15 protein-coding genes are annotated in these 13715 nt (G+C 36.1%); 3 read left to right on the plus strand and 12 right to left on the minus strand.

Annotation, left to right across the window (positions count from 1 at the left end; all coding sequences use genetic code 11):
• Window positions 1-67: 67 nt before the first annotated feature.
• The 3 genes from HF964_RS04935 to racE are packed head-to-tail and all read right to left on the minus strand — an operon-like array spanning window position 68 to window position 2032.
• Complete coding sequence (locus tag HF964_RS04935; RefSeq protein WP_168721952.1) at window positions 68-592, minus strand: YfcE family phosphodiesterase; 525 nt, start codon at window positions 590-592, stop codon at window positions 68-70.
• Window positions 592-1197 carry an XTP/dITP diphosphatase gene (locus tag HF964_RS04940; protein WP_168721953.1) on the minus strand — a complete coding sequence of 202 codons (606 nt, stop codon included), beginning with the start codon at window positions 1195-1197 and terminating at the stop codon, window positions 592-594. The genes HF964_RS04935 and HF964_RS04940 overlap by 1 nt, the downstream gene beginning before the upstream one ends.
• A gap of 7 nt (window positions 1198-1204) precedes the next feature.
• Window positions 1205-2032: a glutamate racemase gene (racE, locus tag HF964_RS04945; protein WP_168721954.1), complete on the minus strand. Its 828-nt coding sequence runs from the start codon at window positions 2030-2032 to the stop codon at window positions 1205-1207.
• A gap of 176 nt (window positions 2033-2208) precedes the next feature.
• On the opposite strand from racE, the gene HF964_RS04950 reads away from it, so the two are divergent.
• Both HF964_RS04950 and HF964_RS04955 read left to right on the plus strand, forming a co-directional pair.
• Window positions 2209-2661 (plus strand): YslB family protein, encoded by a 453-nt coding sequence (locus HF964_RS04950; RefSeq protein WP_168721955.1) that lies wholly within the window; start codon window positions 2209-2211, stop codon window positions 2659-2661.
• A 185-nt stretch (window positions 2662-2846) separates the two neighbouring features.
• Window positions 2847-4031, plus strand: a complete 1185-nt coding sequence (locus HF964_RS04955) for a SulP family inorganic anion transporter (protein ID WP_168721956.1) — start codon at window positions 2847-2849, stop codon at window positions 4029-4031.
• Window positions 4032-4080: 49 nt separating this feature from the next.
• Here HF964_RS04955 and HF964_RS04960 read toward each other — a convergent pair whose 3' ends face one another.
• The gene (locus tag HF964_RS04960) at window positions 4081-4560 is read right to left on the minus strand and encodes an S-ribosylhomocysteine lyase (RefSeq protein ID WP_168721957.1); all 480 of its coding nucleotides are present in this window, start codon (window positions 4558-4560) and stop codon (window positions 4081-4083) included.
• 193 nt (window positions 4561-4753) lie between these two features.
• On the opposite strand from HF964_RS04960, the gene HF964_RS04965 reads away from it, so the two are divergent.
• Window positions 4754-6514: a hypothetical protein gene (locus HF964_RS04965; RefSeq protein ID WP_168721958.1), complete on the plus strand. Its 1761-nt coding sequence runs from the start codon at window positions 4754-4756 to the stop codon at window positions 6512-6514.
• 347 nt (window positions 6515-6861) lie between these two features.
• Here HF964_RS04965 and accA read toward each other — a convergent pair whose 3' ends face one another.
• From accA to HF964_RS05005, 8 genes are read right to left on the minus strand one after another with little or no spacing between them, the layout of a single operon-like run.
• Entirely contained in the window at window positions 6862-7644 is a 783-nt protein-coding gene (gene accA / locus HF964_RS04970; RefSeq protein WP_168721959.1) for an acetyl-CoA carboxylase carboxyltransferase subunit alpha, read from the minus strand.
• Complete coding sequence (locus tag HF964_RS04975) at window positions 7644-8477, minus strand: acetyl-CoA carboxylase carboxyltransferase subunit beta (RefSeq protein WP_168721960.1); 834 nt, start codon at window positions 8475-8477, stop codon at window positions 7644-7646. The genes accA and HF964_RS04975 overlap by 1 nt, the downstream gene beginning before the upstream one ends.
• Complete coding sequence (locus HF964_RS04980; protein ID WP_168721961.1) at window positions 8464-9846, minus strand: acetyl-CoA carboxylase biotin carboxylase subunit; 1383 nt, start codon at window positions 9844-9846, stop codon at window positions 8464-8466. Before HF964_RS04980 ends, HF964_RS04975 begins: the two co-directional genes overlap by 14 nt.
• Before the next feature lie 18 nt (window positions 9847-9864).
• Complete coding sequence (fabZ, locus tag HF964_RS04985; RefSeq protein WP_168721962.1) at window positions 9865-10302, minus strand: 3-hydroxyacyl-ACP dehydratase FabZ; 438 nt, start codon at window positions 10300-10302, stop codon at window positions 9865-9867.
• A 59-nt stretch (window positions 10303-10361) separates the two neighbouring features.
• Complete coding sequence (gene accB, locus HF964_RS04990; RefSeq protein ID WP_168721963.1) at window positions 10362-10823, minus strand: acetyl-CoA carboxylase biotin carboxyl carrier protein; 462 nt, start codon at window positions 10821-10823, stop codon at window positions 10362-10364.
• The gene (gene fabF, locus HF964_RS04995) at window positions 10823-12055 is read right to left on the minus strand and encodes a beta-ketoacyl-ACP synthase II (protein ID WP_168721964.1); all 1233 of its coding nucleotides are present in this window, start codon (window positions 12053-12055) and stop codon (window positions 10823-10825) included. Before fabF ends, accB begins: the two co-directional genes overlap by 1 nt.
• Window positions 12056-12067: 12 nt before the next feature.
• The gene (locus HF964_RS05000) at window positions 12068-12796 is read right to left on the minus strand and encodes a 3-oxoacyl-ACP reductase family protein (protein WP_168721965.1); all 729 of its coding nucleotides are present in this window, start codon (window positions 12794-12796) and stop codon (window positions 12068-12070) included.
• Window positions 12783-13715, minus strand: a complete 933-nt coding sequence (locus tag HF964_RS05005) for an ACP S-malonyltransferase (protein ID WP_168721966.1) — start codon at window positions 13713-13715, stop codon at window positions 12783-12785. The genes HF964_RS05000 and HF964_RS05005 overlap by 14 nt, the downstream gene beginning before the upstream one ends.

Consider the following 13715-nt stretch of genomic DNA (forward strand, 5'->3'; position numbering starts at 1 on the left):
ATACAAATGGTTACCTTTTAATCAAAAAGCGATCCAATACCTTGATTAGACCGCTCCATTGGTAACACTATATTGTTACGTTAAATATAAAATGCAAATCTGCGATTGCCATCATTTGACGATCATAATATTGGACATCATATGTAAGCCCAGTTACTGTCACAATCGCATATGTTCCACCCAAGTATGCATATTGTCCTCGTGGTTGACTTATTGAACCTGGATTGATGATTAACATATTATCGATCATTTCAACCCCAAGTTGATGGGTATGCCCAAAAGTTACAATTTGAGCACTTACTTGTTTGGCTGCCAATATTAATTTAGTCAGTGCATAATTAACACCAAATAAATGACCGTGCGTTTGAAAAATACTTTGTTCCTTAGTTTGGTAATGATTACTCATTTCGTATTTCCGATCAAAATCCATATTCCCTGCAACGGTGATGACATTGTTAAAAACCTCATCGTTTGATGCTAATTCAGAATCACCATTATAAAATATTTGTGTAACTTGGTCCTTGTTAGCCGAAAAAATTTTCACTAAAATTTCACGATCTCCATGTGCATCGCTAATAAATAAATATTTCATTACGCTGTCCACCATTCATCAAATTGCTCTAAGAAGGCATCAATAGCTCGTCGGCGATGACTAATAAGTTTCTTTTCTTGTGCACTTGCCTCACCAAAGGTTTTACCTAATTCAGGTGAAAAGAAAATGGGATCATATCCGAAGCCACCAATTCCACGAACTTCAAATGTTATATAACCTTCAACCTCACCACTGACAACTAATTGTTGTCCATTGGGTTTAACCGCTGCAATTGTAGCATGAAAACGTGCTTTGCGGTCTTCAAATGATAAATCACCAAGCTTGCCGAGTAACTTTTTAATATTAGCCGCATCATCATGATCACCAGCATAGCGTGCAGAATAAATACCAGGTTCATCATTCAATGGCTTAACCATCAAGCCAGAATCATCGGAAATAACTGGATATGTTTGCATTAAATTAGCAATTGTTTTTGCTTTAATAAGTGCATTCTCAGCAAAAGTAGTTCCTGTCTCAGCAATTTCAATATGTTGATCAAGATCACTTAAACCTAATACTTCAATTCCTTTTGGTGCCAATAGTGTTTTAAATTCCTTTAACTTCCCAGCGTTATTAGTTGCCAAAATAATTTTCTTATCTGTCATACTATAATTAATCCTCCAATTTAAGACCAGTAGTAGTTATTGTTAAGTGTCGTACATTTAAATTGTCATTTTGCAACCAACGACTTGCTAAAGTGTGAAATTTCGCAACATCTCCAGTTGTATAATATTCATCTTTGGAACGATCAATTGGATTAGTATTACTAATATTTAATTCATCAAGCATTGCTGAAACATTTTCAATTGCCACCGCACCTGAATTTACTAAAGTAACCTTCTCCCCCATAACATTAGTAATTGTCGTATCCAATAATGGAAAATGTGTACATCCTAATACCAATGTATCAATATCCTTATCAGCAAAATATGTTAATTTGTCCGCAATAACTTGCTTAGACGTTACTGAGTCAGACTGATTAGCTTCAACAATCTCGACAAATTCTGGACATGCTAATTGCGAAACTGATACGGAATTATCTTTATGTCGCAAAGCATTGGCATAGGCTTGCGATTTAACTGTTCCGGCAGTGGCGATGACACCAATTTTTTTATTATGTGTTGCCCGAAATGCCCCGCGAACTCCAGGTGCGATAACACCAATCACGGGAATATCTAACTTTGCACGTAAATCTGGTAACGCAGCAGCAGTTGCTGTATTGCAAGCTATTACAAGCATTTTAATGTCTTTTTTTACAAGAAAATCAACTAACTCCCAAGTGTATTTTAACACTTCTTCTTTTGGACGAGGACCATACGGCATTCTTGCTGTATCACCTACGTAATATACAACCTCATGTGGTAATTGACGAAGCGCTTCACGAGCGACCGTAATGCCTCCAATACCTGAATCAATATAACCAATTGCTTGTGCTGTCATTTTTTTACCTCTAATCATGATGTTATTAATTATATTATACTTTAATCAAAACTATTTTTAGCGATTTTTTATTTCAAGTTATTAATTAATCGTTATTAGCATTTCTTAACTATTTTAGCTAACAATATGAACTAATTTTTGCTAAAATTATATTTATTAATTATTGGGAGAATTCGATGGACGCGCACACTTATGATAATTTAGTTGGTGCAACTGGAACCCCTACTCCATTTGCTATCAACTTGTTACGAGATATACTCATTCCAGGTATTTTACAAGAAGATACGTCCAGCATTTCATACTGGGCAGGGAAAAATTTAGCACGGACTTATCAAGTCTCACTTGATCAAGAAATGACAATCTTCTTTCTAAACGCTGGTTTTGGCGAACTTACAAAACTTTCTGAAAAAGGGAATCAACAAATATGGCAGTTAAGTGGTGATTTTGTTAAAAATCGTTTCTTAGCTAACCCTACACAACCTGATTTTAATCTTGAAGCAGGTTTTTTATCCCAACAAATTGAACAAGCCATGCCAGTTGTAGCTGAAGCTAATTTTGAAGTCGATTCAAAAAAGCAAATTGTACTAATCAAAGTCCAAACGGAAAGTAATGTTTCAATTACAGAATAGCAATTTATAAGAAAGTATGATTTATTGATTTGTACTTAAATTTTTAATATTTCTAAAAAATATGCGAAATACTAATGAAACTAAAAATTTCAATAGAATTTCGCTATTTTTTCTTGTATTAAAGTTTATTTTAACTAACGTATTATTGAAAAAACTAGTAACTATTAAGGATACAGGAGTAACTTATGTTGTTTAGCATCTCAAAAACTGAATGGTTATCAAATCTTAGAAGCGATTTTTTCGCCGGCTTAGTCACTGCAATTGCCTTAATACCAGAAGTCATTGGCTTTGCAATTATTGCTGGTATTAACCCCATTAATGCTCTTTATGCAGCTATCATCATGTCGTTTGTAACCTCATTTATTGGTGGTCGGCCAGCCATGACCTCCGCGGCAGCTGGTTCGATGGCACTTGTTTTAGTAACTATAATTAAATATTACGGCCTTGAATACATGCTTGCAGCCACTGTTTTAACTGGCTTTATTCAGCTATTTTTAGGATATTTAGGTATTCATAAAGTTGTAAAATATGTCTCTAAGCCAATTATGATGGGGTTTGTTAATTCTTTAGCGATTTTAATTTTATTAGCTCAATTACAACAACTACCGCACCAAAATATAGCAACTTATATTATGGTTATCACTACGATTATTCTAATGTATATTCTACCTAAAATAACAAAAGTAATCCCACCGGCATTAATAGTTATCGTATTAATGACAGCTGTAACGGCCCTATTACCAATTCAGCTACAAACTGTTGGGGATTTGGGGAATCTATCAACTAGCTTCCCACATCCAGGGCTGCCAAACATTCCGTGGAGTTTCCATAGTTTAAAAATTATATTCCCCGTAGCTGTAGCATTAGCAATTGTGGGGTTGACGGAATCTTTATTGACACTTCCACTTATTGACCAACTAACGCAAACTAAAGGTAACAGTCAACGGGAAGCTAAAGCGCAAGGATTAGCCAATATAGTGACTGGATTTTTGGGTGGGCAGGCAGGTTGTGCAATGATTGGCCAAGCAGTAATTAACGTTAAATCGGGTGGCCGTCAACGGTTTTCAACATTAACTGCTAGTGTTACATTACTTGTAATGATTGTTTTTCTAAAAGGCTTAATGGCCCAAATCCCTACAGGAGCTCTAATCGGAATTATGATTACAGTTGCCTTTACTACTTTTGATTGGGCATCGCTTAAGTTGATTAAGATGCAAAAGTTAACGATATCTGAAGTAATGGTTATGCTTGTAACAATTATAATAGTTGTTATAACGCATAATTTAGCAATTGGTATTGTATTTGGCATTATATTAAGTTGGTTTATTTCGCTAATATCAAAGCTATTATTTCAAAAACTAAACAATTAAAAAGCAAATCAAGATAGGAAAACGTAACTTCCTATCTTGATTTGCTTTTTTAAATTACTTTACGCTCAAATGGATCTGTTGAGATTCCACGTGACAAAATTAACTTAGCCCATTCTTTAGCACTAAAAAGGCTATGATTTTTGTAATTACCACAACTTTCAATTGAGGTACCTGGAACATCATCCCAAGTTACTACATTTGCAATCTCCTCTAAAGCTGATTTTAAAGCTTTAGCCACTTCTGTATTATCTTGTTCACCCCACATGATTAGATGAAATCCAGTCTGACAACCAAATGGTGAACAGTCAATGACTCCATCAATTCGAGTCCGTAACAATCCGGCCAGTAAGTGTTCAATTGTATGTAATCCTGCCATACCAATTGCTTCTTCATTTGGTTGTACTAAGCGTAAATCAAAGTTGGTAATTTTATCACCAACTGGTCCATTTTCAACAATAATTTTACGGACATAAGGTGCTTTAACTGCTGTGTGATCAAGTTCAAAACTTTCAACTTTTGCTTGTGGCATAATAGTTTCCTCCAAAATAGTACAGATTAAATTATAATGTTCTAATATATCTGTATCATACTACAAATTGTCTGTAAGGCAAGATTTTAAATTATTTTTATAATATTATACGTTATTTACAATCGTGTATAATATTCAATTTTTATTATCTATATGTTATTATATTTAAATATTCAGAGAGGAAAAGAATACTTTGTCAAAATTAAAAATAAGCTTTAGCTATTTACTTTTTTTATTAGTTTCATTTATTACCGTCTTTGTTTTAGCACACCATGGAACTATGTTTATTGGTGATGATTCGTCATTTATATTCAGTAGAATTTTAGAATTTAATGCAGATTTTTCACAACACAATAATCCTAGCAATTTATATAGTTTTAATACTTTCGGTAATATTGGATCGGCCGTACAAAATTTTTATCCAAATAAAATTTTATATATTTTTTTGTTTTTTAATTTCTTCACCCATAATCTCATTACCAGCTATTATGTCGGGATATTCTTTATCTTATTCGTTGGCTTTTTAATTGCTTACCATTCATTTTTAGCCTTTAATAATTATAAAGGCCAAGCTATAATTTTTGCACTTGCTTTTGGTCTATCAAATTATCAATTGTCAAATATTGTCACTCGCTTTGATATTGGTGAATGGACTGCAATTTTTCTTATGCCATTAATCTTAGTTGGCTTTTACAAGATAATGAAGTTCAATAGTATTCAAGGTATGTTCATGCTGGCACTAGGTTTGGCGGGTGTACTTGCAGTTCACGTATTATCAGTATTGCTAATCACACTTATTTTGGCCTTAATTTGGATCGCTGTAATTTGTATTAGTCAACAGCAAATTGTTGTAAAAACTTGGAAAATATTTTGTGCATATCTTATTATGTTAATTTTAAATATGCCATTTATTATTAATTTATTTAAATTACATCAATTGATTCATCAACCAACTGTAGAAAAATTACCCTTTAATAATGTCATTAGCTACGCTCAATTAATAACCAATAGTTTGGCTAATCAAATTGCTTTATCATTAGGTATTTTTTTCATTTTTGTATTTATATATGGCATACTGAATTTTAATAAATTTGCACCTATTTATAAATTTATTTTTATCATTACTATTTCTATTTCAATGCTTGCAACAAATATTTTCCCATGGGCAATTTTTAATAATAGTTTTATAAAGGTAATTCAATTTCCATGGCGATTCATTGGCCTCAATTCAATATTCGTTGCTCTACTACTAGCCTATATCTATGGTCATTTGGTTAATTTGATACACAAAAAACTTAAAATCAATTATTTTATACCACTGTGTGTCGCAATTGCTTCAATATTGGCGGTTCAACTCTCAACCTACGCTAATATTGTAACTATATATCGAAGCTCAGCTGTCTCGTTAGTTGTTCCTACAAAAGAAACGGTTGCCGCAATGATTACCCACCATGCACAAAGACCTAAAGGTACGCAAATTTATAATTATGATAGCTTAGAGGCCATGGCTAACACAGTAAATTTGACGTATAAAACTACTGACTATTGGCCACAAAAAAGTGTGCCGTTCATGCAATCTATTTTAATGCAACAAGTTTTGAGCCCTAATAATCAAGCTCATCTTGTCGGTCAACCTAAGCAACGTAATAATGTTGTTACTATCAACGTTGTAAGTCAAAAAGTACATGTTAATCTAGATTTACCCATCTTAAATTATGCTAATCAATATACGATGTTTGTGAATGGCAAAAAAACATCATATACGGTTTCAAAACGTGGAACGCTAGAATTTAACACACCTGCTAAGCAAATTCAAATCAAATTACTACCAAAATTAACACCCTTATATCATAACTTAAATTTAATTAGTAATATTCTTTGGATTGCTATTATATTAGGTCTTGTCATCAACATGCTCTTTAAACGCTTTAAACCACAATTTGCCTTTGATTAAGCTAGGACAAAAGATTGTTATCTTGAACATTCAAAGTGACGTTCTCAAAACCTTTAAAGTCGATAGTATACCTTTTCGCCTTAAAAATTGAATTATTGCAACCAGACTACTTAGCTTTATAGTTAGGTAGTTTTTTTGGATGCTTTTTAAAACATTTAAATATCAAAATGCAAGGTCACCCACTAAATTAATCATAGCTTGACTGTTATTACATCTATTAGCTTTTGAACTACAAAAAAGCGACTAACTCGCATCCCGAGCTAGTCGCTTAACCAAATAAACAGATTTATTCAATTTGTAGATTCATTGGTATTATTTATCGTATAATCGATTTTTACCATGCTTACCTAAAATTTATTGAATCGCTCCATTCTTTGAGCAATAAGCGAATCACCATTTAAATTATGATATTTAGTAAGTGTATTTACTAATTCCGTCCGTAACATTCCAGCTAATCGATCAAAACGTTTTTGATCCGGAATAACCTTTTCAATGACACCATTGCTTAATAAATCCTTAGGTGTTAAACCTAATAATTCAGCGGCTTCATCACTACGACTTGCATCTTTCCATAAAATGGCCGCAAAACCTTCTGGTGATAATACAGAATATGTTGCATGCTCAAACATCCAAACTTCATTAGCAGTAGCAAGCGCTAAAGCGCCACCTGAACCACCTTCACCATAAACAATAGCAATCACAGGAACCGGTAACTGCATGCTTTGCAAGATGCTTTCAGCAATTGCTTGACCCTGGCCCATTTCTTCAGCTTCCTTACCTGGATATGCACCTGGGGTATTAATTAATGTAATTATTGGTCGGTTAAATTTAGCTGCTTGCGCCATTAAACGTTGTGCTTTACGATAACCACTTGGTAATGGTGAACCATTATGCTTTTGCACTTTTTCTGCAAATTCAAGTCCTTTATCAATACCAATAATTGTTACTGGAGTTTCACCTAAGAAACCAATACCACCAATAATTGATGGATCATCATAACTTTGACGATCGCCATGCAATTCAAAAAAGTCACTAACAATTCCATCTATCAATTGCCGTGCAGTATAACGATCTTCGCGGGCAAGCTTAACTGTTTGAGCAGCTGTTAATTCACGTTTAAAAATATTCATTACGCCTGACCTCCATGTTGCTTGATAAGCACATTAATTGTACTTGGTAAGTCTTGACGAGCAACAATTGCATCTAAGAAGCCACATGTTTGCAACATTTCTGCGCGTTGAAAGTCAGCTGGTAATTTTTCATGTAGTGTTTGTTCAATCACACGACGGCCAGCAAATCCAATCAATGCATGGGGTTCTGCAATAATAACGTCAGCTTGCATCGCAAAACTAGCCATTACCCCACCGGTTGTTGGATCAGTAAGTACCGTCATATAAAACAATCCAGCTTGAGCGTGTTTTGCAACAGCAGCTGACACTTTCGCCATCTGCATCAAAGAGATAATCCCTTCTTGCATACGTGCACCACCAGACGCTGTAAACAGCACTACTGGTAATTTTTCTTTTAATGCAACTTCAAAAAGTCGTGTGATCTTTTCTCCAGTAACCGAACCCAATGAACCCATAATAAAACTTGAGTCCATAATTCCTAAAGCAAATTTAGTATCTTTAATGGTCGCAATCCCTGTTAAAATTGATTCATTCAAATTGGTAGCTGTCTTAGCTTTTTCAAGTTTCTGTGCGTAGCCAGGAAATGTAGGATCTGATAAAGCTAAATCATGGTCAATTTCGGAAAATGAAGATGTCAATAATTTAACACGATCATAAGCCTTTAGACGAAAACCGTAATTACATTCCGGACACACTTTCAAAGCAGTCAACGAGCTGCGATAAATCGCTTTATGGCAAATAGGACATTCAATCCATAAACCATCTGGAATCTTATCGTTAATCGTTTTACTATCAACTTGGGGAATGGCATGTTCTTTATTAAACAGTTTCATGTTCACTCACCTCAGCTAACCATTGGGGTAAAAAACTATTTTCAAGATATTTAGTATTAAATGCACCACTTTTTACATGTTCATCTTGAACTAATGCTTTTTGAAAATTAATGTTACTCTTAATACCACCAAGAACAATCTCATCAAGTAACCTGTGTAAGCGAGTTAATGCTTCTTTGCGATCAGTTCCGCTAGCAATTAATTTACCAATCATTGAGTCATAAAATGGTTGCACAACTGCACCGGTGAATAAATCAGTATCAATTCGTACCCCGTTACCACCATTGGGTAAGTACAGATAATCAATAGGTCCCGCACTTGGAGCAAAATTTAATTCCGGTTGTTCCGCATTTAAACGAACTTCAATTGCATGGCCTTTAATTTGAATATCGTCTTGTGTTAAAGTTAATTTTTCATTTGCTGCAATTTCAATTTGTAACTTTAACAAATCAAGTCCTGTAACCATCTCAGTAACTGGGTGTTCAACTTGAATTCGTGTATTCATTTCCATGAAGTAAAAATTACCTTTATTGTCACGTAAAAATTCTAACGTCCCTGTCCCACGATAATCAAGTGCATTAGCTGCTTTAACGGCTAGTTCACCAAGATATGCACGCTTTTCAGGAGAAACTCCCACAGATGGACTTTCTTCAAGTACTTTTTGATTATTGCGTTGAAGTGAGCAATTACGTTCTGGTAAATAAACTGCATTACCAAAATTATCACGTAAAATTTGAACCTCAATATGCGAAACATCCGTCAAAACTTTTTCAAGATACATGGCACCATCACCAAAAGCTTTTTTAGCTTCGTTTTGAGCTTCTAAAAACTTAGGTGCTAGTTCATTTGCTTCAGCAATAAAACGCATCCCTTTACCGCCACCACCGGCTGCTGCTTTTAATAATACTGGATATCCAACTTCATCAGCAACCTTTTTGGCTTCATCAGCATCATGAATAAAGCCTTTTGACCCTGGTGTAACAGGAATCCCTGCTTCTCGCATATACTCACGCGCATTAGCTTTATTCCCCATTAAGTCAATGGTTTCAGGTTTAGGTCCAATAAATACCAAGTTTAAATCCGCTACCATTTGTGCAAACATTGAATTTTCTGATAAAAAGCCATAACCTGGGTAAATTGCTTCTGAACCAGTAATCACTGCCGCACTAAGGATGTTCTTCATATTTAAGTATGAATCTGTTGGTTTAGGACCTCCAACACAAATTGCTTCATCAGCTAATTGTACATGTAAACTATCAGCATCAGCCGTTGAATAAATTGCAACGGACGCAATGTTCATTTCTCGCAATACTCGTACCATCCGCGTGGCAATGTCACCACGGTTGGCAATCAATACTTTTTTAAACATCTAATTTTACCTTCCAAATTATCCAATCACAAAGGTCAATTCTGCATCAACAGCTTTTTTTGTGCCGATGTAGGCAATTCCTTTTCCTTGTCCAATATTACCACGGATTTTGTCTAAAGTGACCTCAAGTCGTAATTGTGTACCAGGTTTTGACATTTTACGGAATTTGGCAGTTTTAATACCACCAAAGTAAGCTGTCTTACCCTCAAATTCAGGCATTGAAAGGAGGGCTACTGCACCTGTTTGAGCCAACGCTTCGATAACAAAAGCACCAGGTAAGACTGGATCTCCTGGAAAATGGCCAACAAAAATTTCTTCGTTAACTGAAACGTTTTTAATTGCTGTACATGATACACCTGGTTCAAGTCCCACAACTTGATCAATCATTAACATTGGGTATCGGTGTGGGAGAATTTTTTGAATAGCAACTGAATCTAAAATTACTTCATCTGACATAATTATTTCCTCTTTTTTAAAAAAATGGGCTGATCGTCACCGAGCACCCCATTATATTTTTAATCGCGTACTACTTTGAACAATGGCTTGTCAAATTCAACGATTTCTTCATTTTTAACTAATACATCTGCAATTTTTCCACTAAATGGTGCCTTAATTTCGGTCATCATTTTCATTGCTTCAATAATTGCAACTGTTTGACCTTTTTTAACTTCTGAACCAACTTCAACAAATGAATCAACACCTTCAGTAGCTTGTAAGTAAACACTACCAACTAGAGGAGCTTTGATATATTCAACATTTTCAGTAACCGCTGGTGCTGCTGCAACTGCTACAGGTGTGCTAGCAACTGCTGTTGGAGTTGCAACAGTAGCAGGCATAGTAGCTACACTTGATGTCCCTGTTGATTGATTGTCGTTTTTACTTAATGCTAAATGGAATGTTCCATCTTCAATGTTCAATTCTCGGATTGAGCCAGCCTCAAAATCAGCAATCAATGCTTTAATATCTGCTAATTCCATTATGCTTCCCACCGTTTCATTGCAATAACAGCATTGTGACCACCAAATCCAAATGAATTTGAAATCGCGATTTTAGCTGCAGTATGCTTATTAGAATCATCAACAAGTGGAATCTTAACAGCTGGATCTTTTTCTTTTAAGCCCACGTTGACGGGTAATTGACCTTTAATCAAACTCATCGCTGTAATTACGGCTTCAATCCCACCGGCAGCCCCAAGCAAGTGACCAGTCATTGACTTAGTTGATGATGTCAACACACCACTTTCCAAACCAAAGACGTTTTCGATTGCTTGTGCTTCGGCACTATCATTAGCACCAGTTGCTGTACCATGTGCATTGATGTAATCAACATCACTTGGTTGGATATTAGCATCACGTAGAGCTTCTTGCATCGCACGTGTTGCCCCTTCACCATGGGGTTCAGGAGAAGTCATGTGGAAGGCATCAGTCGTTGCCCCAAAACCAATAATTTCTCCTAAAATTTGGGCACCACGAGCTTGAGCGTGTTCAAGTTCTTCAAGCACAAGCACTCCTGCCCCTTCACCCATGACAAAACCATGCCGATTAGCATCAAATGGAATTGAAGCATCTTCAATCTCAGTGGCACGTGATAATGTACTTAAAGCATCAAACCCTGAAATCCCAATGCGGTTAACAGACGCTTCAGATCCACCAGTAATCATAGCATCAGCATAGCCAAGACGGATCCGATTGTAAGCATCCCCAATCGCGTTAGTAGCACTAGCACAAGCCGTTACTACAACTGTTGAGATGTTTTGCGCGTGAAAACGCAATGCTACATTACCAGCCGCCATGTTAACGATTGATTGGGGCACAAACATTGGTGATACGCGGGGCATTCCTTTATCATGCATTTTAATAACTTGTTCTTGAATGGTAGTTAAACCACCAATTCCTGAACCGAGAATGACACCCAAGCGAGTGCTATCAATATTTGCATCTGACAAGCCACTTTGATTCATGGCTTCAGTTGCCGCATGAACCGCATATTGTGAAAATAAATCCATCCGTTTGGCTTCTTTTTTACCAACATATTGGTTGGCATCAAAGTCTTTAACTTCTCCAACAAATTTAACTTCAGTTTCGTTATCAGCAAATTTAGTAATTTCACCGAATCCAAGCTTACTACTAAAGATACCGTCAGTAAATTCCTCAACACTATTTCCAAGTGGAGTAACTGCTCCAAGTCCAGTAATTACAACTCGTTTCATTATTTATTACCTCTATCCAATCATTCCACCGTCTACCACGATTGTTTGACCTGTAATGTAGTCATTTTCAGCTAAGAAAATTGCTGTCTGTGCAATCTCTTGCGCTTCACCAAATCGTTTAAGGGGAATTTGTTCTAAAATTTCTGTCTGTACTTTGTCACTTAAAGCAGCGGTCATATCAGTCGCAATCATACCTGGTGCAATTGCATTAACTCGGATACCACGCATGGCACCTTCTTTAGCTAATGTTTTTGTTAAGCCGATGATACCGGCTTTACTTGCGGCATAGTTTGCCTGGCCAATGTTACCACCAAGCCCAACAACACTACTTAAGTTAATAATTGTTCCCGCCCGTTTTTTCAACATTTGCTTGAAAATTGGTTGTGTCAAATTAAAAGTCCCAATCAGATTTGTTTGAATGACATGCATAAATTGCGCGGGTTTCATCCCCATCGCTAAGCTATCATCAGTAATTCCGGCATTATTAACCAAAATGTCAACAACTCCAATTTCCTTAACAGCTGCCAACAATTCCGTTACCGTTTCTTCACTAGATAGATCACCTAGACAAACAGCTGGTTGGTGTTGATAGTCAGCAAATTGGGCCAAAATCTCATCACTCGGTTGTTTCCGGCCATGTAAGATAACTTGGGCCCCCGCTTTTGCAAATGCATGCGCAATTGCCAAGCCAATCCCACGGGTTGAACCGGTTACGAGAACGATTTTATCAGTTAACTGCATATTCTTCTCCCATCACCTTTTGTAATGATGCAAAATCAAAAATACTAGTACGTTCACTATCTTTTACCGTCTTACGGGCAAATTTAGTTAACGTATTGTCTGGTCCAAATTCAACAAACTCCATAATCCCTTGTTCGGCCATCAAGGCTAAATCTTGAGCAAAGAAAGTTGGATTTACTAATTGATCAACCAATACTTGTTTAATTGTTGCTAAATCAAAAGGTGTTTTTGTGGTATTACTAAATACGGTAAACATAGGTTGTTTAAATTCAATTGTTGCTAAAACATCGGCAAAATCAGCTTGAGCAGCTTCTAGTAATGGTGTATGGAATGCTCCTGCTACATTTAAGGGAATAACCCGTTTAATGCCGGCTTCAATCAGTGCAGCGGTTGCTTGTTCAACGCCAACAGGGCTTCCACCAATTACAAGTTGTTGCCCGCTGTTGTAGTTAGCGGGGAAAACTTGTTCGCCATTTTCGCGAACGTGTGCCAAAACATTTTCCACTAAGGCAAAGTCTTCGGTCATCACCGCAGCCATTGTCCCCGGGAGTGCTTCAACTGCATCTTGCATTAATTGACCCCGTTTAGCTACTAAACGTAAGCCATCTACAAAGTCTAAAGCACCACTAGCAATTAAGGCAGTATATTCACCTAAACTAAGTCCTAACACTGCAGTTGGTGCTGTAAATTGATCTTTTGCAACTTCATATAAACCAAATGAATGCGCAACAACAAGTGGTTGAGTATACTTCGTCGTTTTTAACGCTGCTTCATCTTGTAATTTCGCCAAAACATCATAACCTAACACAGTCGATGATAAATCAATAATTGCGCGGTACTTTGGAAAATTTTCATATAAATGAGCTGACATGTTAACGTTTTGACCACCTTGGCCACCAAACAAAAATCCAACTGGCAT

This window comes from Periweissella fabalis (genome assembly GCF_012396505.1).
Taxonomy (GTDB): Bacteria; Bacillota; Bacilli; order Lactobacillales; family Lactobacillaceae; genus Periweissella; species Periweissella fabalis.

Bases quoted from the DNA above. Each gene is read 5' to 3' on its own strand.
- HF964_RS04955 (WP_168721956.1), top strand. From the start codon at position 2,847: ATGTTGTTTAGCATCTCAAAAACTGAATGGTTATCAAATCTTAGAAGC.
- HF964_RS04940 (WP_168721953.1), bottom strand. From the start codon at position 1,197: ATGACAGATAAGAAAATTATTTTGGCAACTAATAACGCTGGGAAGTTA.
- HF964_RS04980 (WP_168721961.1), bottom strand. From the start codon at position 9,846: ATGTTTAAAAAAGTATTGATTGCCAACCGTGGTGACATTGCCACGCGG.
- HF964_RS04935 (WP_168721952.1), bottom strand. From the start codon at position 592: ATGAAATATTTATTTATTAGCGATGCACATGGAGATCGTGAAATTTTA.
- racE (WP_168721954.1), bottom strand. From the start codon at position 2,032: ATGACAGCACAAGCAATTGGTTATATTGATTCAGGTATTGGAGGCATT.
- accB (WP_168721963.1), bottom strand. From the start codon at position 10,823: ATGGAATTAGCAGATATTAAAGCATTGATTGCTGATTTTGAGGCTGGC.
- fabF (WP_168721964.1), bottom strand. From the start codon at position 12,055: ATGAAACGAGTTGTAATTACTGGACTTGGAGCAGTTACTCCACTTGGA.
- fabZ (WP_168721962.1), bottom strand. From the start codon at position 10,302: ATGTCAGATGAAGTAATTTTAGATTCAGTTGCTATTCAAAAAATTCTC.
- HF964_RS04950 (WP_168721955.1), top strand. From the start codon at position 2,209: ATGGACGCGCACACTTATGATAATTTAGTTGGTGCAACTGGAACCCCT.
- HF964_RS05005 (WP_168721966.1), bottom strand. From the start codon at position 13,715: ATGCCAGTTGGATTTTTGTTTGGTGGCCAAGGTGGTCAAAACGTTAAC.
- HF964_RS04960 (WP_168721957.1), bottom strand. From the start codon at position 4,560: ATGCCACAAGCAAAAGTTGAAAGTTTTGAACTTGATCACACAGCAGTT.
- HF964_RS04975 (WP_168721960.1), bottom strand. From the start codon at position 8,477: ATGAAACTGTTTAATAAAGAACATGCCATTCCCCAAGTTGATAGTAAA.
- accA (WP_168721959.1), bottom strand. From the start codon at position 7,644: ATGAATATTTTTAAACGTGAATTAACAGCTGCTCAAACAGTTAAGCTT.
- HF964_RS05000 (WP_168721965.1), bottom strand. From the start codon at position 12,796: ATGCAGTTAACTGATAAAATCGTTCTCGTAACCGGTTCAACCCGTGGG.